The sequence below is a fragment of the Streptomyces sp. NPDC093586 genome, from assembly GCF_044764905.1.
Classification (GTDB): Bacteria; Actinomycetota; Actinomycetes; order Streptomycetales; family Streptomycetaceae; genus Streptomyces.
Window position 1 is genome coordinate 17,138 of the sequence record NZ_JBIWJA010000054.1, and the last position, 18,568, is coordinate 35,705.

Consider the following 18,568-nt stretch of genomic DNA (forward strand, 5'->3'; position numbering starts at 1 on the left):
ACCCGATCAACCGGACTGGTGGACCGGCACGGTCACCGTCGCGCAGCCGCCTCCACCTGCTGAAAGCCGGCGCACCGATGGGGGCGGAGCACTGGACCCCGGCGCCGTCGGCCATCGCACCCCCAGTAGGCCCGGCCACTTCCATCGGTTTCCGAGGCGGCCGATGGCCGCCGCTGCTTCATTTCGGCCCCTGCGGGGGGATGTGGGCCGAATGATCCGCGTCAGAACTGTCCCGTGTCTGGACGGCACCCCGTTGCCGATCCTGCATCGGGTCGTGTCAGTGGCTGGTGACAGGATCGAGAGGTGCTGATCAAGGGATACGACGTCGGCCCGTTGGTGCCTGGCGAGTCACTGCTGGTCCACCCGGGCTTTTGGTCGAACTACCTCCTGGCCATGTGCGGCGACGGAGAGTGTGCCGAGCGCCCGGTTCCTGAGTGGTTCGGTGAGGACGGCGCCGATGTCGATGCCTTGTCCGAGGTCCTCTTCGACTCTGAGCACTGGCCGGTGTTCAGGATGCCGGCAGAAGACGGCCCTGGAGTCGTGGCGATCTACCGCAACCTGGATGGCGACTACAGCACCGACTACCTGATCACCCATCCAGGCGGAAGCGACGCCGAGCGGATCGCCAGCTGGGACGGAGGCTTTTCGGGCACTGGGCTGACATGGCACGAACTGATCCGGATCGCTGACAACCCGTCGCTTGCGGACGAAGGCGTCCAGGACACAGCGACCCGCTTCCTGCTTCTGCTTCCTCTCCTCACCGACCCGGACGTGCCGGAGACAGCATCAGCAAGGGTCATCGCCGCCCTGACCGCAACTGGCGCGACGCAAGACACTGTCTCCCTCGCGGCGGAGCACCTGCTGGCCCACCTCGCAAGGAGATCCCACCACGACCCCACCTGGGCGTCTCCGCTGAGCGGCGGCTGAGAGGCAGGCCGAGCCGCCAGCCACCCCATGTTCGGGGTGTCGAAGTCGGCGGCGGACCGGATCGTCGACGGCCTGGTGCCGATGCCCGCACTCCAGATCGCCTTTAGCGGGGAGGATCAGGGAGCAGGGTCGGGATGGGGCAGCCGCGAATCCAGAAGCTGCTCGGCGAGCTCGACCATGTGGTCGCCAGGGGCGGCGGTGCCCATCGCGGCTGCCAGGACCTGGGCACCGTCGAGAATGACCAGGAGCTTCGCTGCCGTGTCCTGGGGGTCGGCGTCACCGGCTTCGCGTAGCTGCTCGCTCAGCCATTCCTGCACCTCGGTCTTGTGCGCGACTGCTGCGGCGTGGGCGGGGTGGTTCTCCTGGGGGAACTCGCTGGTGATGTTGAGGGTGGCGCAGCCGCGGTAGCCGGGTTGGGTCATGTCCTGGCGGGTGAGGTCGAAGAGGACTCTGATGCGTGCACGGGCGTCGGGCGCGGCGGCGGCGGTTTCGCGCAGGTGCTGCCACCAGGCGTTGTTCCGGGTGACGAGGTAGGCGGTGACCAGGTCGTCCTTGGTGGCGAACTGGCGGTAGAGGGTGGCGTTGGCCACCCCTGCGCTGCTGATCACCAGGTCCATTCCGACCGCGCGGACGCCGCGGGAGTAGAAGAGGTCGCCGGCGACTTTCAGGATGTGCAGCCGTGTCTCTTCTGCGGAGCGTCGCGCCATGGATCCTCCTCGGGGTGATGAGAGATGAAGCCTCCCCCCAGTATGTGACAGAACGTTCTCTGCATCAAATTTCGGCCGTACGGATCACGTCTGCGGCAGCCAGCCCTGAGGGCCGATGGCGCTTCAAGCGTTCCCTTGATCGTTTTCGGTGACTTCGAGGATGCCCATCATCCCGAGGTCCTCGTGGGCGGCGATGTGGCAGTGGTAGACGGTGCGGCCTCCCTTGCCGCGGAAGGGTACGGCGAGGCGAACGGTGGTGCCTGCGGGGATGTTGACGGTGTCACGCCAGGCGCGGAAGGGCTCGGATCTGCCGTCTCGGGCGAGGACCTGGACCGCGTAGCTGTGGAGGTGGAAGGGGTGGTCCATGCTGTGGGGGTTCTCCACTTCCCAGATCTCGAGGGTGTTCAGGGCGGCGCGCAGGTCGACGCGGTCGTGGTCGAAGGTTCGGCCGTCGATGGTGAAGGAGCCGTCCTCGGCTCCGTCCAGGACGATCCGGCGGGTGCGGACGGCGGCGGACGGGGCGAGTTTCTCTACGGGCAGCAGGGTGGCGGGCAGCGCGATCGGGGTGAGCCCTGCGGGGACGTCGATGCCGGCCAGCGGGCGGTCGGTGCTCTGCTGGCCGCCGTCGCCGTAGACGGAGTACGGCAGGGCACGCAGTGTCAGGCGGCCCGGTGTGGTGGTCGCCACCAGGATCTCGGCGCGCTCCCCCGGCGCGAGGAGGACTTCGGTGAGCGGGACGGGCCGCTCGATCAGTCCGGCGTCGGTGGCGATGAGGTGGATCTCCGGCCGCTTCCCGTTCTCCGCGGTGACGGTGAGGAGCAGGTGGTCGCCGGCGGTCGCGTTGAGGAGCCGCAGCCTGGTCCTTCCGGCTCGGGCGGTGATGACCGGCCGGGTGGCGCCGTTGACGACGACGTCCCTGCCGGTCCGGGTGAACATCAGCAGACGGTCGTCGGCGTTCCGCAGTGCGGGCTGGTCGTCGACGGGGCCGGCGAGTCCGGCCAGGAGCTGGCGTTCGACGTCGCCGTGGGCGTGGGGGTGGTACCAGTAGGTGCCGGCCGACCCGGGCGGGAGGGTGAATTCGCGGACGTCGGAGTCGCCGGGCGCGAGGTGCCGCAGGGGTGCGTCGGCGTCGGGTGCCATCGGCACGCCGTGCAGGTGCAGGCTGGATGGGACGTCGAGGGCGTTGCGGAAGGCCAGCCGGATCCGGTCGCCCTCGCGGAAGCGGAGCAGGGGGCCGGGCTCGCTGCCGTTGTAAGCGAGGCGGCCGGCGTCGGAGGGTCCCGCGGTGAGGGTGCCGGTCCTCGTCCGGGGCTTGCCGGGGACTGTGCGCAGGTCGAGTTCAGGCAGGTCGGGGAGCGGAGGACCGTCGGGCGGCACTTCGGCCGAGGCGACCGTGCGGACCAACGGGACCAGGGCACCCGCCGTCGCGACGACGCTGCCGACGATCAGCGAGCGCCGCGACAGCCGCGGTGACCAGCGCTCAGCCATGGTGGCTGTGCGTGTCGGTGGCGGGTGCCGGGTCGGCGTCCGAGGCAGGCGGGGCGGTGGCGTCGTTGCCGGTGATGACGAGCTGCCCCTTCATGCCGTCGGCCCGGTGGCTGCCGACGGAGCAGTGCACGGCGTACCGGCCGGAGGGTGCCTCGACGACGACCGTGCGGGTGCGGCCGCTGGGGACCTCGATGTCGATGCCGAGCTTCTCGACGGTGAAGGCGTGGGCGTCGTCGGTGTCGTTGGTGAAGGTGAAGGCCACCGGCTGACCGGGGGCGACGCGGAGGATGGAGGGCTCGAACCGGTAGTTGACCATGTCGACGGTCGGCAGGGCGGCGATCTGCTCGGCGCTGAGCGAACCCGTGTCATCGCTCTGTGGAGAGGTGAGGACGACGCCGGCGCTCAGTGCGAGGGCCGCGGCAAGTGCGAGGCCGCCGGTGACCGCGGGAGTGCGCTGTTTGAGCAGCGCGGCGATGATCGGTCCGATCACCGCTCCGGCGGCCGCGCATTCCAGGAGGGCGACGCCGAAGTACAGCGGGTCGCCTGGACGGGAGAGGTCGAAGGACAGGGCCGTGGTGCGAGTGGCGACGACGGCGACGACGGCGACGACGGCGAGCAGGGCAGCGAGCGGCGCCCAGCGCAGACGACGTCGTACGAGCTCGGCGGCGGTCACGGGCAGCACGGCGAGTGCAGCCATGCCGGGGTTCGGCTGTCCTCCCAGGACCAGGTGGGCGAGGAGTTCGCAGACTGCCATCGTGAGCAGTCCGGTGATGCTCAGGCGGTCGGCCGGGGTCGGGGCCGGGTGGGCGCGGCGGTGATGGTCATGATCGGGCATGGCCTTCCGGGATCGGATGTGCAGGAGAGGATGGGGACGGGAAGGGGGGAGGCGATTGGCCCGGGCCTGGCGCCTCCCGGTCCGGCAGCGGGGTCGTCCTAGGTCAGTTCCGGTTCTCCGCGGTGGTCTTCAGCACCTGCAGCCAGGCCAGGAGCGATTCCTCGAGCGCAAGGTGCATGGCGTGGGGGTTCGCTTCGACGGGAACGCCCGCCCAGGACTCTCGGGTGCTCACCCGAACGCCGTCGCTGGTCTCCTCGAACTCCCAGACGTGGATGCCGGTGATGCCGTGGGCGGGGCCGCCCCAGACGATGCGGCGTTCGGGGGTGAGTTCGGCGACGGTGGAGCGGATGTCGAGGCCGGCTGTCGTCCAGTCGAACACCGCGCCGACGGCGAGAGGTCCGTGCAGGACGGCGGTGTCGATGCCGGTGTTCCACTGCGGCCAGGAATCCACATCGGTGTGCATCCGCCAGATCGTCTCCAGCGGTGCCTGCACGGTCTGGTGCAGTTCGACGACGACGGGTGCGGTGCGGTCGATGTCCATCATGTTCTCCTCAAGAGGGGTGAGAGATTCAGCAAGGGATTCACCTCGGGCCAGTGCTTCAGGACCTGCCGGGCAGTGGAGTTGCCGCACCGGTGCGGCTGCGCAGCAGGTGGACGGCGCTTGCGGCGGCGGCCACCAGTGCGATGAGGGCGGCTGCGACGAGGGCGCGGCGGTAGCCATGCGCCTGGGCGGTGAGCGCGGGGGCGGCAGGGGCTGCGAGGGGAGTGAGGACCGCGAGTCCCAGTGCGCCGCCGACCTGTCGGGAAGTGTTGATCAGTCCGCCCGCGATGCCGGCGTGCCGGGGATCGGCTTCGGCGACACCCAGGGCGGTCAGGGGTACGAAGGCCAGGCCGAGGCCGGTGCCGATCAGTACGGAGGGACCGAGCAGGTCGGGCAGGAACGCTCCGTCGACGGGGAGCCGGGCGAGCCAGAGGAGGCCGGCGGCGAGTACGAGCAGGCCGGGCAGGAGGGTCTTGGACAGGCGTCCCGCGCCCCAGGAAGCGGCCATCAGTGCGGCGGCGAGCGGGAGTTGGGTCAGGCCCGCTTCGAGGGGTGAGTAGCCGAGCACCTTCTGCTGGTAGAGGGGGAGGAAGAAGAACGTGGCGACCCATACCGCGCCGAGCAACAGCATCAGGAGGTTGCCGGTGACGAGGGGACGGTTGCGCAGCAGTGCCGGGGGCAGCAGGGGGTCCCTCGCGCGTCGCTCGATCGGCATGAGTGCCGAGAGCAGCATCAGGCCGGCCGCCGGGAGGACGAAGTCGGGCAACGGGGTCGCGTCCTTGGCGCCGAGTCCGTAGACGAGGAGGGTGAGGCCGGCGGTGACGGTGAGTGCGCCGGGCACATCGAGTCGTGCGGTGCGCTTGCGCTCGCCCCGGGCCAGGAGGATGGGGGTGGCCACGAGGCAGGGCAGGGCTGCCAGAGCGCTGACGGCGAAGACGGCCCACCACCCCAGGCTGCTGGTGAGCACCCCGCTGAGCAGGACTCCTGCCGCTCCGCCCGCTGCCGAGGCCGCGCCCCAGACGCCCAGTGCCTTACCGCGGCCGGGACCCTGTGGCCGGTGGGCCAGCAGGATGGCCAGGCCGGCGGGAGAGAGCAGGGCCGCACCGATGCCCTGGACGGCGCGGGCGGTGATGAGCGGCCCGGCACCCGAGGGGATGCTCGCGGCCAGGGAGCCGGCGGCGAAGACGAGGAGGCCGGACAGGAAGGCCGTGCGATGTCCGAGGAGGTCGGTGAGGCGGCCGCCGAGGGGAAGCAGGGCCCCGAAGGCGATGAGGTAGGCGTTGACGGTCCAGGCCAGACCGGCCGGTGAGAGGTCCAGGTCCTGGCCGATGGCGGGCAGGGCGACGTTCACGATGGACGTGTTGAGCACGACGAGGAACTGCGCCGCGGCCAGGAGGGAGAGGAGGAGCCCTGGGCGATGCCGGCGTGGTGCGGAAACGGGGGTGGACATGATGCCTTTCATGAAGCTGTCCGGGCCGGATTACTGCGGCTGCCGCTCAGGAGCGCTGGTCGCTCGGGGCTGCGGTCTTGGGGTGGCGCTGTTCGGACCGCTGCTTGAGGTTGTGCAGCCAGTGGTCCAGCGACGCGTCCAGGGCTTCCTGGAGGTACTCGGTGTTGGCGCTGACGGGCTCGCCCGTCCAGGACTCCTCGGTGTGGACGTGGACTCCGTCCTTGGCCTGGGTGAAGGTCCATACGTGGACCGCGGTGATGCCCTGGGCCGGGCCGCCCCAGACGATGCGGCGCTTGGGCTGCACCTGCTTCACCGTCGAGGTGATGTTCTCCAGCCCTTCGGTGGACCAGACCCACGAGGAGCCCGGGCGCAGCTTTCCGGGGGTCTGCTTGACCGAGGAGCTGACGTTCGGCTGCCAGTCCGGCCAGTTCTCGACGTCGGTCTGGACGCGCCAGACCCGTTCCAGCGGGGCCTGGATGACGATGTCGTCCCGGGTGATGACGGGGGCCGACTCATCGATACCGATCGGCGTGGGCCCCGGGTTTCCGAAGGCCAGGGGCAGCGCGGCGAGGAGGGCGGTGACGGTGGTGAGCATGGCAATTCCTTTGAGGTGAATGGAGGGAGGAAATCGACACCATGAGTGTGGTTATTCACTCACTAGTCACCCGTCAAAATCTTCAACGGGCAAAGCAAGGGGACTTCCTGCACAAGGAAAGAGGTAGGCAAGGAGTTCAGAACCCCTCCCCGCCTTTCGGCGTGTGAGTAGTCAACCACTCCGCCTCTTTGAACGTCAACTGTCGCCGCTCAGGGCCGCCCGGTGTCGCGATTCGCGACCACGACGCCGGCGACCCCGGTCGGACGAAGCGGGCGAACCCCGAAGGCCGGCCCGCATTGCACGGGGACGCCTCCCGGCGGCCCCATGAAAGGCCACGGGCGACCTCCGGCCCGTCTTGCGACGACAGGCACGCTGGAACGGGTGCCACCCGCGCGAGGAACCCGCTTGACACCGAAGAGTGTGAGTGGTTGAGTACTCACATGAAGACGGAACAACGCCGCCACCTGTCCACGGCCGACGAGCGCCGGGAGACGGTGCTGCGCACGGCCATCGGGGCGTTCGCGGCCCGAGGGTACTTCGGGACCACCACGTCGGAGGTGGCCAAGGCCGCCGGCATCTCCCAGGCGTACGTCTACCGCCTCTTCCCGAATAAGGAGGCGCTGTTCACCGCGGTCGTCGAGCACTGCTTCGTCCGGGTGCGCGCCGCCCTCGAAGGGGGTGCGGCGGAGGCCGGGAGCAGCACGCCCGAAGCGGTCCTCGCCTCGATGGGTGACGCGTACGCCCGCCTGATCAGCGACAACGACCTGATGCTGGTCCAGTTGCACGCCCAGGCGGCCGCCGTGTCCGAGCCGGCGATCAGGGAGGCGGTGCGGGCCGGGTACGCCCGCACGGTCGAGTACGTCCGCAGCGCCTCGGGCGGCAGCGAGGAGCAGGTGCAGCAGTTCTTCGCCGTCGGCATGCTCTGCCACCTGCTGGTGTCCATCGACGCCGGGGCGGTCTCGGCACCCTGGACCCGCACCCTGAGCACGGGGATCACGCACTACTGACCCGTCCTCCCGGCGGGCGGCCCCGCGTCGGCGCACCCGGCGGCCGCCCGCTTTTTCGCCCCATGTAGTGAGTGTTCAACCACACATACTCCAGTCACGCCTACTCCGAAACAGAGGATCACCATGACGAGCAAGCCCTATCTGACCGGCCACTACGCCCCCGTCGCGGACGAGATCACCGCGACCGGGCTGACCGTGGAAGGCAGCCTGCCGCCGGACCTGACCGGCCGGCTGATCCGCAACAGCCACAACCCCAAGCCCGGCATCACCCCCACCCACTGGTTCAAGGGCAGCGGCATGGTGCACGGCGTCCGGCTGCGGGACGGCCGCGCCGAGTGGTACCGCAACCGGTGGGTCCACACCCCCGCCCTGGACGGTGCCCCCTACATGACCGACCGGGGGCCGGACCTGACGGCCAGCACGGCCGGCACGCACGTCATCGAGCACGCCGGGCGGCTGCTGGCCCTGTCGGAGGCGGCGCTGCCCTTCGAGCTGACGGCCGACCTGGAGACGGTGGGCGCCTACGACTTCGACGGCAAGCTCACCTCCGCCATGACCGCCCACCCCAAGGAGGACCCGGTCAGCGGCGAGCTGCACTTCTTCGCCTCCTCCCCGTTCCCCCCGTACCTGATCCACCACGTCGCCTCCGCCGACGGCCAGGTGCTGGACAGCCAGGAAGTGCCCGGGGCGAGCGCCGCGCTCAAGCACGACTTCGCGATCACCGAGCACTACGTGGTCTTCCTGGAGGGCTCGGTCACCTTCGACCCCGCCGAGCACTCCGGCATCCCGTACGGCTGGAGCGACGCGCAGCCCTCGCGGATCGGCGTCATGCCGCGCGGGGCGGGCGGCGCCCGCCGGATCCGCTGGTTCGAGATCGGCCAGGGCTACGGCATGCACTTCGCCAACGCCTACGAGGACGCCCGCGGGCACATCGTCGTCGAGGGCCCCACGGTCGGCCGCGAGGGCTGGCAGCGCTCCTGGAACTGGTGGGTCGGCGCCCAGGACCGCGGCGCCGAACCCAACTCCGGCTCCCGCAGCCGCCGCTGGACCGTCGACCTGACCGCCGGCACCGTCCGGGAACAGCAGACCGACGACCTGACGGTGGAGTTCCCCACGATCAACGACGCCTTCACCGGCAGCGAGCACCGCTACCAGTACGCCCTGTCGTTCCCCGACGACCTCGGCGTCGGCAACCACACCCTGGTGAAGTACGACCGCACCACCGGCGCCCGCTGGCTGCTGCCCTTCGGCACCGGCCAACTCCCCAGCGAGGCGGTCTTCGTCCAGGCGGAGGGCACCACCGGCGAGGACGAGGGATACCTCCTGACCATCGTGAGCGACCTCAACACCGACGCGTCGAAGTTGCTCGTCCTCGACGCCTCCGACCTCACCGCGCCCGCGGTCGCCACCATCCACCTCCCCCGGCGGGTGCCCGCGATGATCCACGGCTCGTGGATCCCCGACACCGCCCTCTGACCCGCACCCGGTCCACCGCGCACACACCGAAACATCTGGGCCGGCCGGCGCAGGCTCGACACCTTCCGCGCCAGACTGCACGCCGACCTGACCCAGGTCCTCACCCTGCTCGCCGACGGCCGGCTCACCCCCCAGGTCGCCGCACGCGTGCCACTCACCGAGGTCGGCGAAGCGGTACGGCTCGCGGAATCCGGCACCGTGGTCGGCAAGGTCGTCCTGGTGCCGTAGCACTGCGGCGCTCGTAGCCACTGCCCCCTGCTCCGCGACCGTCGCGGGGGTAGGGGGCAGGGCCGTTTCAGCCGAGGACGCCTCGAGCGGTCAGCACGCGCTTGCGCGCCCGTATCGCCCGCGCTCAGCGGACCTCTGGGAGGGGTGCGACACCGATATGCCACTCGACCTGGGGAAACCTGGGATATTCGGGACGGCTGAAGGGGAATGGTGATCCGGCTGCTGCCCCGCTGTCCTCGCACCGGGGCACCGGGGCACCGAGCCGGGGCGGCGGGAAGAACGACGGCGGGCGGCCGCGATGTGGTGGGTCATCGCGGCCGCCCGTGGTGGCGGCAGAGGGGGAAGCGTCAGAGAAGGATCAGCCAGCAGCCGAGCGTGAGGAGCAGACAGGCCGTGAGGTGGAGCCACCGATGGTGCAGGACGACAGCGGCGAACTCACGCATCGTCGCGCTGGGCCGGAAGTACGAAGCCGTCGGGGCGCCCAGGACATGGCCGTCGATGCCCATGCCCCGGGCGGTGATGGCGGCACGGAAGGCGTGGAAGTCGCTGGTGACGATCGCACAACGGTAGCCTCCGCCGCGCGCGTCCATGAGCGTCTTGCTGTTGCGGAGGTTCTCCTCGGTGGTGGCGGACTCCGCCTCGCGCAGCAGATTCTCGGCCGGTACACCGCGCGCGGACAGGTAGTCAGCCATCGCATGCGCCTCGGGCAGCGTCTCGTCCGGTCCCTGACCACCGGAGGTAATCAGCACGGGGCGGCCGCCCCGGGCCACTTGAGCGTCGTACACGGCGTGCGCCCGGTCCAGTCGGCCGGCGAGCAGAGGCGGCACCCGCTCACCGCCGACCAGGCCGGAGCCCAGAACGACGATGTAGTCGAGGCCGGACGGCACGGCCAGCCGGCTGTAGGCGTAGCCGTAGACGGTGAAGCACACGAAGAGGAAGGTGAAGTAGGAGGTGATCAGCATCGCGATGACCACCGCGGCGGCCAGCGAGCGCAGCTCCAACATGAGCGCCACCGCCGTCAACGCCAGCAGCGACAACAGCCCGAGGCCCGCCAGGAGCGTCAGGAGATTGGCCGGACGGGTACCTTCCTTGCGCGCCATCCGTACGCCGTTGCCGATCAGCAGACAGCAGACCAGCAGGACAGCGAGGATCTCCGGGATGGGGCCGGCCAGCGGGGTGTCGTCCAGGGCTTTACGCAGGGCGAGGAGGCGAGGGCCGTGAGCGGCCACCGCCAGGACAAGGAAGATGCCGAGCAGGACGGCGTTGGTGAAGCGCCTCGCGTCAACGGCGACACCGATGACGAACAGCGTCAGCGCGGCAGCCGCCAGTATCTGGATCAGCATCTCGTTCTTCCTCCGTGAGCCGAGCCGGACGAGGTCCGGCAGGGTGGAACAGCCGTCAGATGGTGGCCCAGAGCTGCTTGTCAGGAGTCCCGTTCGGGTACACGAAGCTGACCGATCCCGTGTCCCAGCCGGTGAGTTGCAGCTCCCCGTCCACGGGCGAGATGCCGATGCGGTTGCCACCGCGTGATGCCATACCGATGAGCTGGCCGTAGTCCTCGGCGCTGCACCGGGACAGGTAGGGCTGGGAACCGTACTGGTCCATGTTGTGATCCAGGCACAGGCCGGTGGCCACGTGCACCAGCATCGGGCTGAGCGTGCCCTGGGGTGTCGAGCTGTTGTGGCGGTATACCCGCATCCACCTGGCATTGGCGTCGCAGGGGCCCTGGCGGACAGTGCGGTTGGCCTGGCCGTACAGGCACCGGCCGCTGCCCATGTTCTGCACGGTGTACTGCTGCTCCGCGTGCGCGGGCGTCGCCGCCGGCACGGTGGAGAAGGCTGCACTCGCCAGAGCGGCCCCCAGCAGGGCACCCAGCTTCTCCTTCACTGTCTCTCACTCTCTCGTCGTGGCACTTCACCAGCCTCAACGCAGGGCTTCGCGGGCCGGTTCACCGTGCCAGGGGGCGAGTCGGAGCCTGCCGCCGACGCATGTGAGGCCGCAACGGTGAACCACATGCAGCAGGGCGCCGTTGTGCCGGATGACATCGCTTCGCCTCATCCACACTTCAGGAGACCCCTGGTGAGTGCTGCCGCTTCCCCCGCCGCCGTCGGTACCCTCGTACCGGTCGAGGTCCACTTCGACGAACTGGACGCCATGGGAGTCCTGCACAACGGTCGCTACCAACTGCTGGTCGAACGCGCCTGGGCCACGTTCTGGTACAGGCGGGGTTTCGGCGGAGCCGACGGCCTGGAGAACGACGCCTTCAACGTGGTCAAAGCCTTCACCATCACGTACGACACCCCTGTCTCCGCGCCCGGTACGTACGCCGTGAACCTGTGGATCGACCGCCTCGGCAGCACTTCGGCCACGGCCGGCTACCGGGTGTGCTCCGCCGATGGGGAAACGACGTACGCGCACGGCACCCGCACCGTCATCCGTCTCGACCGAACCACCTTCCTGCCCACCCCGTGGTCCGACCGTGCCCGTGGCGTCGCCCGGGAGATCATGGTGCCGCGCGAGGACTGAGCCGCTCGGCAGTGACGCCTTCGGTGCGATGGCCTACCAGCACAATGAGGGTGCCGTCGCGGTCCTGTCGTGCGACGGTGTATCGGCACACGGCTTCAGGGAGGTCCCGGGTGAACTGCCTACACGCTCGCCCTGATCTAGCGCCGGGTCTTCTCGGCGCGCTGGACGAGGCTGAACACTCGGCACTGGAGATACACCTGAAGCGGTGTGACGCCTGCCGTCAGGAGTACGAGGAACTGGACGGGTTGCTGCCGTTGCTCGACCTCGTGCGATCCTCCGGACGGAACGAGACTCCCGTCCCGTACCCGTCCGTGCCGGCCCCGGACCCACAGCGAGCGGTCGATGCCGTACGCGCCGAGGTGGCGCGGCGGTCGGGCCCGCAGCGTTGAGTACTCAGGAGTGGATACCGCGGCTTCGCAGCGCCAGCTTCAGGGCTCGCACCGCGTAGTAGGTCCGGGATTTGACGGTGCCCTGTGCGATGCCGAGCAGCCCGGCGGCCTCAGCAACGCTGTGGCCGAGGAAATAGGTGTGGTGCAAGATCTCGCGCTGCTGGGGTGTCAGGTCGTCCATCGCGTCTTGGACGATATGCCGCGTCAGGCTCCGTTCGATGTCGTCCTCGACGGGGATGACGACATCATCGACGGTGCAGGCGCTAGCGGGCCGAACGAGCCTGGCCCGGCGGTCGTCGATCACCAGGTTCCGTACGACGGTGAAGAGCCACGGCCGCAGCCCGTCCTCCTGCTTTTCGAGGAGGTCGATGTGCCGCCATGCCCGGATCGTCGCCTCCTGGAGGATGTCCTCGGCGCGGAGCCAGTCCCCGCCGAGCAGGCGTGCCGCGAAGCGTACGAGAGCACTTCCGTGTTCGGCGTAGATGACGCGCACGAAGCGCTCGCAGTCCGTGGCGTCAGCGCTGTGGCGCACCGACTGCCGGTCGTCGTGCTGCGGTTCGCACGTCTCCGAGGCGGAAGCGCCCGGCCGGTCCTTCGTGGCTTGCCCCATGACGCTGGCGGCCCTCATGTTTCCTCCTGGCTGTGACTTCACCCGCCTCGTCGTCGGCGGCGTCGTCAGCGCCACCTTCACCCGTTCGAGTACTCACTCGACAGACCGATGGGTGCTCACTTCCGCTCACTCCAGGCCTCGGCCGCGTGCACGGGACGACCGATCCGGTGTCTCCTGGGCCCGGCACCGACATGACGCAGATCTCGAGAACCCCGCTGTGCGGATCGACAGCTGACTGAGGTGACCACAACCATGCGTGCGTATTCGAGCGGGGGATCCGCAGGCTTTCCTGGCATGGCCGCCTGCGCCTGGACGCGGAGGGCGGCAGTGTGCGCCCGTGGCTGCTCGGCATCGTCACCAGCCTCGTTCGCGCCCGATCACGGAGCGACCTCCGCTACAGGGCCGCAGCCGCCCATGCCGCCGGTCTCGGAGGCGAGACGGCCGTGGCCGACCACGCGGACGAGGTCGCGGGCCGCTTGGACGGCCGCGGGCGCCTGGCCGCCACCGTGCAAGCGCTCGCGGCGCTGCGGCGCACCGAGCAGGAGGTACTGAGCCTGTGCCTGTGGCAGGGCCTGGACCACTCCGCGTTCCAGGTCCTGGGCATCCCCGGTCGGCATGGTGCTCTCCCGCCTCTCCAGGGGCCGCCAGAAGCTCAGAAAACTCGCCGACGCGCAACTGATGCCCCAGATCCATGAACCTTGCGCGGCGAACCGGCAGGTAAGAGGCGACCGCACGATCGCGGCCCGGTCCGCACAGGAAGGAACCCGGTGAACATGCGCCGGCCACGTCCGAGCAAGAGCCGCCGTGCGCCTGACGGATGGCACGGGAGCGAGCACCTGCTCTCCCCCGAGGAAGCCGACCTCCCCCGCAGGCCGCCATGCCTATCACAGGGAAGAACTCATGGTTGTCATCCAGCGGGAGACCCAGGCCCCCTCGGCCACCGCGCCTGCTCCCTCTGCCCCCCGCGCCCGCCCGCCGTCGTCTGACGCGCCCCGTGTTCGTCCTGACCGCCGCAGTGTGCTCGCTCGCCGTCCTCGCAGCGGGCGTCCTGACGCTCACGGTCGGCGCCGGCACCACCATGGGCGTCCCGCAGCTCTTCGACCGGTTCTCCCCGGCGGCGAACAAGGCGCCGCAGGTGAAGGTCGGCTCAGGCCGGTTACCTGTACGTCGAGAGCAAGGCCGGCACCACCCACGAGAAGACGGTTGACGACAAGATGTTGCTGGCCAGCGACGGCATCCATCGCCGTCAGGGCTGGAACTCCGCCGACGGCACCGAGGGCTGGTTCATCGACCCGACCGAAGCCGTCATCGTCCGCCAGGTGGTCGACGCGCTGAAGGAGGTTCCGTCCTCCGGCGTGTGATGCCCTCGCGGGGGTGCCCCGTGACGCCCTCTGTGCGTCACGGGGCTTCTCGGCGGCAGGCAGGCGGGATCAGAAAGAGGAAGGCGTGTGAGACCGTCCGCGTCTGCGGACGGTCTCACACGTTTTTCAGGCCCACGGCGGCCTCGTCGGGCGGCCTGTCAGACCGCGTCGCCGCCGACCGAGGCGTTGGGCCGGTTGATGAGTTCGATGACCTCGCCGTTGGGCCCGGTGACGAAGGCAGCCTGGAAGGTCATCGGGATGGTGCCGCGAGTACGGACCGAGAACGGGCCGCCCATCGGGCCGGCCCCCGCCTGCACAGCCTGCTCGTAGAGGGCGGAGACGTCGGGGGTGCGGATGGCGAGGTGGACCACCGCGGCGTTCTGTGCCCGCTCGGCGTCGCTGGGCCGGCGATGTGCGTCCAGCGGGTAGGGCGAGCCTCCCGGAGGGGTGTCAGTGGGGCCGAACAGCTCGATGAGCCTGTCGTCACCGGCGTCGAGGAAGGCCGCCCGGTGGACGCCCCCCGCACTCCATTCCTGGACGAATCGGAATCCCAGACCCTCGGTGTAAAACTGCACGGAGGCGTCGAGGTCGTAGGCACGGATCGCGATGTGGTCGAGCCCCTGGTTCAGGGGGTCATGGGGCATGGCTCTGCTTTCTTGGCGCGGGTCCGGAACGCTCCTAGGGAGGCGGCGTGCCGGAAAGGCGGGCCGAAGGGCGGGAGACCCTCGGTTTCCGGGCCCGATCGGTCAGTTGGCGGCGCCGAGTGCCTTGAGGACGGCCTGGGCGGTGGAGACGCTGGACTGGGGGTTCTGGCCGGTGATGAGGTTGGCGTCGCGCACCACGGTGTCGCTCCAGGCGGCGCCGGTCTGCACGAGCGCGCCCTGCTGACGCAGACGGCTCTCCACGAAGTACGGGGAGTTGTCGCCCAGACCGCCCTGGCGCTCCTCCTCGTCGGTGAAGGAGGTCAGGGCGCGGCCGGCGAAGGTGAACGTGCCGTCCGCACCGGTGGCGCTCAGCAGCGCCGCGACTCCGTGGCACAGCGCGGCCACGGTCTTGCCCTGCGCCTGGGCGTCGTTCAGCAGCCGCCCCAGATCGGCGTCGCTGTCGAGGTCGGCCATCGGGCCGTGGCCGCCGGGCAGGTAGAGGACGTCGTACTGGCCAGCCTCGGCCTGCGCGAGGGGCAGGGGGCGGGCAAGCTGGTCGGCGAGGTTGTCGAGGTGGGTGCGGAACTCCTTGGCGTCCTCGGCGGAGACGCCGCCGCGCTCGTCGAGGCTCAGTGCGTCGACGGTGGGCCGCACGCCGCCCGGCGTGGCGAAGACCACGTCGACGCCGGCGTCGGTGAGTACCCGGTGAGAGGCGGCGACCTCCTCGGCCCAGAAGCCGGTGGGGTGAGTGGAACCGTCGGCCAGGGTCAGGCTGTCCGCACCCGAGATGATCATGAGGACCTTGGGCATGGTGAGAACTCCTTGTGGGCGCTGCATAGGCGAGAAATGAAGGTCGTGCCCCGCGTGCCAAGGGGCGTGGGCCTCTTCCCCGTGGTGTCAGGGGGTGAGGGAGTTGAGGGTGCCGCCTTCGACCTTGAGGGCCGCGCCGGTGGTGGCGGATGCCTGGGCGGAGCTGGTGAAGACGATGAGGTCGGCGACCTCGGAGGGGCGGATGAGGCGCTGGAGGAGGGAGGTGGGGCGGTATTCGGCGATGAACTGACGCTGGGCCTGGTCGAAGGTGTCGGCGTCGGGGATGAGGTTGGTGATGTATTCCTCGATGCCCTCGGTGTGGGTGGGGCCGGGCAGGACCGAGTTGACGGTGACACCGGTGCCGGCGGCGGCCTTGGCGAGGCCGGCGGCGACGGCCAGGAGGGCGGTCTTGGTGACGCCGTAGTGGACCATGTCCAGGGGGGTGTCGACGGCGGTCTCGCTGGAGACGAAGACGACGCGGCCGAAGCCGCGCTCCATCATGCCGGGCATGTACTGGCGGGCCAGGCGGATGCCGCTGAGCACGTTGACGTCGAAGAAGCGGCGCCATTCATCGTCCTGGATCTCCAGGACGGGGGTGGAGGCGAAGATGCCGGTGTTGTTGACGAGGACGTCGACCTGCGGAACGGCCTCCAGGAGGATCCGGGCCCCTTCCTCGGTGGTGACGTCGGCGGCGACGGTGACCAGGTCGGCGCCGGGGACACGCTCGAGGATCGTGTCGGCGGCGGCCTTCAGGCGGCCCTCGTCGCGGCCGTTGAGGACGGTGCGGGCGCCGGCCCGGGCGAAGGCCGCCGCGGTGGCGAGGCCGATACCCATCGTCGAACCGGTGACCAGGGCCGTCCGGCCGGTGAAGTCGATCTGCATGATCATCCCTTGATCTCGGCGGCGGGTGAACACCCGCCGTTCCGCCTCTTACGAACATTTGAGACGGATCGTTCTCACTCATCTTGAGACGGATCGTTCTCACTGTCAAATGTGGAGTGAGGACGTTCCGTCTCACACGGGGGCGTCGGATCTCGTACCGCGTCGGCCGCTTGCTGCGACGGGGGCGCTCCAGCCGCCTTCCCCCTGCCGGGCCTTCGCCTGCCAGAGATCACTCTGCGACACGCTCTTGCTCACCTACGAGACCAGCGAGTGCTCGGCCCTGCTCAATCGCGCCCTCTGTGACGTAGGTCCAGTCAGGCACCGTGTGGTGCCGCAGCTGCCGCAGGTTGGGCGCCTGGCGAAGCACGGCGAACCCATCACTGACGTCATGGCCGTGTCCGGCATGGAGAGCACGTACCGGTCTTTCGTCATCAACGGTGTCCCGGTCGCCACCAGCCTGGTGAGCATCGGAGACGCGTGGACCACGACCAACCCGCTATTCGGTTTCGGCCTGTCCCTGGGGCCTGCACGCGACTGCGCTTCGGAACCTCGTGCGTACCACCACGGCCGACGATCCGGAAAGCCGGCGTTGTCGTTCGAGGACACGACGGAAACGAAGCCAGGTCCACTTCACCGCGATACCCCCAGCTGGGACCAGCACAGGCCGACCGAGACCAACGCGGGCGAGGGCGGCCGTCCCCACCCCCTACGACGTCGACGACCGGAACTGTCATGCCAGGAGAGCGCTGGACACCCTCAAGTTCCGGAACCCCGACCTGTTCCGCGCGTATGCGGCCGGAGCGGCCCCGCTCACCGGCCCAGAGGTGCGGCTGCCCGACACCGAGCCGGCCGCGCGCATCGCCGGCTCCGCCCTGCGTCCGCCCCACGGTGAACCCGGGCCCACACGGACCGATCTCCTGAGCACGGTCGGCACACAGGCAACCAGGGATCCGGTTCACCACCGGAACCTGTCGGTTCCATGGGTGAACCGAATGCGCCGCTGCTCGTAGTAGCAGTCGCACCGTCAACACCGACCGGGGGTGAACACCGCCCGGTCCAGATACGGAGAGCGCAACGCATGAAGCTCCTCGGACTCGCCAGGACCCCGATGAAGGCCGCACGCCGATCGGTCATGGTGGCCGCCACCGCCGGGCTCGCCCTAGGCCTGATGCCCGGTTCGGCACAAGCAGCGGAGACCGCCGTCACTGGCACCTACCAGAACAAGGCAACCGGGATGTGCCTGGACAGCGACTTCGGCGGTCGGGTCTACACGACGATCTGCGACCCCCACCGGGGAAACAAGTATCAGCAGTGGGTCTTCACCTACACCGGCCCGTGGGCGGGCACCATGGTGAACGTGGCCACGAAGAACTGCCTGTACATTTCACCGTCCGGAGAATCCCTCTTCACGACGCGCTTCTCTTGCGGGGCCGATGCCAACAGCAGGTGGATCAAGGACGGCGACTCTCGCCGTAGTGCCGCGTTCTCCTCCACGTGCCTGGACAGCAACGGGGCCGGTGAGGCCTACCCCCTGGCATGCAACGGCGGAAACTACCAGAAGTGGACACTCAACGTGCTGTCCCGCACCTGAGCCGACGACAACCCAGGCCAACCCCCAACAGACAAGGCAACACAAACCGAATGAAGAGGATCGAACTTCTGAACAGGCCGATGAAGGCCATCCGTCGAGCGGCTCTGCCAGCCGTCACGGCAGGGCTCGCCCTCGGCCTCACGCCTGCACCGGCACAGGCAGCGGACATCACCGTCACGGGCACCTACCAGAACAAGCAGACCGGTCGCTGTCTCGACGGCAACGCCATCGGCGAGATCTACACATCAGTCTGCGACCCGAACAGAGGAAACAAGTACCAGCAGTGGGTGTTCACCTACTCCGGTCCGAATGCGCACACCATTCGCCAGGTCGCGACAGGAAATTGTCCGAGGATCTCGTGGAACGGGAGCTACCTCTCCTCGCACAATTTCTCAGTGGACGTTAGGTCCGATCTTCCCTGGTTCGTGATCGCTCGATCGTGGTACTGATGGCTGCGCGGGACATGCGATGAGCATGTCCATGCTGAGATGTCGGCATGGA

Annotated in this window: 21 protein-coding genes and 1 pseudogene; 9 read left to right on the forward strand and 13 right to left on the reverse strand. The window is 69.3% G+C overall.

The window, feature by feature from the left end:
- Positions 1 to 303: 303 nt before the first annotated feature.
- Complete coding sequence (locus ACIRFH_RS33760) at positions 304 to 927, forward strand: hypothetical protein (protein WP_403529464.1); 624 nt, start codon at positions 304 to 306, stop codon at positions 925 to 927.
- 116 nt (positions 928 to 1,043) lie between these two features.
- On the opposite strand, the gene ACIRFH_RS33765 is transcribed toward ACIRFH_RS33760, so the two are convergent.
- The 6 genes from ACIRFH_RS33765 to ACIRFH_RS33790 form a co-directional block, all read right to left on the reverse strand.
- Positions 1,044 to 1,634, reverse strand: a complete 591-nt coding sequence (locus tag ACIRFH_RS33765) for a TetR/AcrR family transcriptional regulator (protein WP_403529467.1) — start codon at positions 1,632 to 1,634, stop codon at positions 1,044 to 1,046.
- 123 nt (positions 1,635 to 1,757) lie between these two features.
- Positions 1,758 to 3,122 (reverse strand): multicopper oxidase family protein, encoded by a 1,365-nt coding sequence (locus ACIRFH_RS33770; protein WP_403529470.1) that lies wholly within the window; start codon positions 3,120 to 3,122, stop codon positions 1,758 to 1,760.
- A complete protein-coding gene (locus tag ACIRFH_RS33775) occupies positions 3,115 to 3,957 on the reverse strand; it encodes a cupredoxin domain-containing protein (protein WP_403529473.1) in 843 nt (280 codons plus the stop codon). The genes ACIRFH_RS33770 and ACIRFH_RS33775 overlap by 8 nt, the downstream gene beginning before the upstream one ends.
- A 103-nt stretch (positions 3,958 to 4,060) precedes the next feature.
- Entirely contained in the window at positions 4,061 to 4,501 is a 441-nt protein-coding gene (locus ACIRFH_RS33780) for an SRPBCC family protein (protein ID WP_403529475.1), read from the reverse strand.
- A gap of 55 nt (positions 4,502 to 4,556) precedes the next feature.
- The gene (locus ACIRFH_RS33785) at positions 4,557 to 5,948 is read right to left on the reverse strand and encodes an MFS transporter (RefSeq protein WP_403529478.1); all 1,392 of its coding nucleotides are present in this window, start codon (positions 5,946 to 5,948) and stop codon (positions 4,557 to 4,559) included.
- 46 nt (positions 5,949 to 5,994) lie between these two features.
- Positions 5,995 to 6,543 carry an SRPBCC family protein gene (locus ACIRFH_RS33790; protein ID WP_403529481.1) on the reverse strand — a complete coding sequence of 183 codons (549 nt, stop codon included), beginning with the start codon at positions 6,541 to 6,543 and terminating at the stop codon, positions 5,995 to 5,997.
- A gap of 440 nt (positions 6,544 to 6,983) precedes the next feature.
- On the opposite strand from ACIRFH_RS33790, the gene ACIRFH_RS33795 reads away from it, so the two are divergent.
- From ACIRFH_RS33795 to ACIRFH_RS33805, 3 genes and pseudogenes are all read left to right on the forward strand, one after another.
- On the forward strand, positions 6,984 to 7,550 hold the full coding sequence (locus ACIRFH_RS33795) for a TetR/AcrR family transcriptional regulator (RefSeq protein WP_403529484.1): 567 nt from the start codon (positions 6,984 to 6,986) through the stop codon (positions 7,548 to 7,550).
- 123 nt (positions 7,551 to 7,673) lie between these two features.
- Positions 7,674 to 9,026 (forward strand): carotenoid oxygenase family protein, encoded by a 1,353-nt coding sequence (locus ACIRFH_RS33800; RefSeq protein ID WP_403529487.1) that lies wholly within the window; start codon positions 7,674 to 7,676, stop codon positions 9,024 to 9,026.
- A gap of 30 nt (positions 9,027 to 9,056) precedes the next feature.
- Positions 9,057 to 9,254 (forward strand): annotated as a pseudogene (locus ACIRFH_RS33805) (zinc-binding dehydrogenase); the annotation flags it as partial.
- A gap of 347 nt (positions 9,255 to 9,601) precedes the next feature.
- Here ACIRFH_RS33805 and ACIRFH_RS33810 read toward each other — a convergent pair.
- On the reverse strand, positions 9,602 to 10,597 hold the full coding sequence (locus ACIRFH_RS33810; protein ID WP_403529489.1) for a YdcF family protein: 996 nt from the start codon (positions 10,595 to 10,597) through the stop codon (positions 9,602 to 9,604).
- Positions 10,598 to 10,652: 55 nt separating this feature from the next.
- Positions 10,653 to 11,141 carry a hypothetical protein gene (locus tag ACIRFH_RS33815; RefSeq protein ID WP_403529492.1) on the reverse strand — a complete coding sequence of 163 codons (489 nt, stop codon included), beginning with the start codon at positions 11,139 to 11,141 and terminating at the stop codon, positions 10,653 to 10,655.
- Positions 11,142 to 11,333: 192 nt separating this feature from the next.
- Here ACIRFH_RS33815 and ACIRFH_RS33820 point away from each other — a divergent pair, with 192 nt between their 5' ends.
- On the forward strand, positions 11,334 to 11,780 hold the full coding sequence (locus tag ACIRFH_RS33820) for an acyl-CoA thioesterase (protein WP_403529494.1): 447 nt from the start codon (positions 11,334 to 11,336) through the stop codon (positions 11,778 to 11,780).
- Between the two features lie 393 nt (positions 11,781 to 12,173).
- On the opposite strand, the gene ACIRFH_RS33825 is transcribed toward ACIRFH_RS33820, so the two are convergent.
- Both ACIRFH_RS33825 and ACIRFH_RS33830 read right to left on the reverse strand, forming a co-directional pair.
- A complete protein-coding gene (locus tag ACIRFH_RS33825; RefSeq protein ID WP_403529497.1) occupies positions 12,174 to 12,797 on the reverse strand; it encodes a sigma-70 family RNA polymerase sigma factor in 624 nt (207 codons plus the stop codon).
- Between the two features lie 359 nt (positions 12,798 to 13,156).
- Positions 13,157 to 13,396, reverse strand: coding sequence for a hypothetical protein (locus ACIRFH_RS33830; protein ID WP_403529500.1), 240 nt, complete (start codon positions 13,394 to 13,396; stop codon positions 13,157 to 13,159).
- 377 nt (positions 13,397 to 13,773) lie between these two features.
- Here ACIRFH_RS33830 and ACIRFH_RS33835 point away from each other — a divergent pair, with 377 nt between their 5' ends.
- Both ACIRFH_RS33835 and ACIRFH_RS33840 read left to right on the forward strand, forming a co-directional pair.
- Entirely contained in the window at positions 13,774 to 13,986 is a 213-nt protein-coding gene (locus ACIRFH_RS33835; RefSeq protein WP_403529505.1) for a hypothetical protein, read from the forward strand.
- Positions 13,987 to 13,993: 7 nt separating this feature from the next.
- Positions 13,994 to 14,140 (forward strand): hypothetical protein, encoded by a 147-nt coding sequence (locus tag ACIRFH_RS33840; protein ID WP_403529507.1) that lies wholly within the window; start codon positions 13,994 to 13,996, stop codon positions 14,138 to 14,140.
- Positions 14,141 to 14,298: 158 nt separating this feature from the next.
- Here ACIRFH_RS33840 and ACIRFH_RS33845 read toward each other — a convergent pair whose 3' ends face one another.
- The 3 genes from ACIRFH_RS33845 to ACIRFH_RS33855 all read right to left on the reverse strand — a co-directional run bounded on the left by ACIRFH_RS33845 (position 14,299) and on the right by ACIRFH_RS33855 (position 16,476).
- Positions 14,299 to 14,784, reverse strand: a complete 486-nt coding sequence (locus ACIRFH_RS33845) for a VOC family protein (RefSeq protein ID WP_403529510.1) — start codon at positions 14,782 to 14,784, stop codon at positions 14,299 to 14,301.
- 102 nt (positions 14,785 to 14,886) lie between these two features.
- Positions 14,887 to 15,594, reverse strand: coding sequence for a type 1 glutamine amidotransferase domain-containing protein (locus ACIRFH_RS33850; RefSeq protein WP_403529513.1), 708 nt, complete (start codon positions 15,592 to 15,594; stop codon positions 14,887 to 14,889).
- Positions 15,595 to 15,681: 87 nt separating this feature from the next.
- Positions 15,682 to 16,476, reverse strand: coding sequence for an SDR family NAD(P)-dependent oxidoreductase (locus ACIRFH_RS33855; protein ID WP_403529515.1), 795 nt, complete (start codon positions 16,474 to 16,476; stop codon positions 15,682 to 15,684).
- 1,078 nt (positions 16,477 to 17,554) lie between these two features.
- On the opposite strand from ACIRFH_RS33855, the gene ACIRFH_RS33860 reads away from it, so the two are divergent.
- Entirely contained in the window at positions 17,555 to 18,067 is a 513-nt protein-coding gene (locus ACIRFH_RS33860) for an RICIN domain-containing protein (protein ID WP_403529517.1), read from the forward strand.
- A gap of 50 nt (positions 18,068 to 18,117) precedes the next feature.
- Entirely contained in the window at positions 18,118 to 18,516 is a 399-nt protein-coding gene (locus tag ACIRFH_RS33865) for a hypothetical protein (protein WP_403529520.1), read from the forward strand.
- The last annotated feature ends 52 nt before the right edge of the window (positions 18,517 to 18,568 follow it).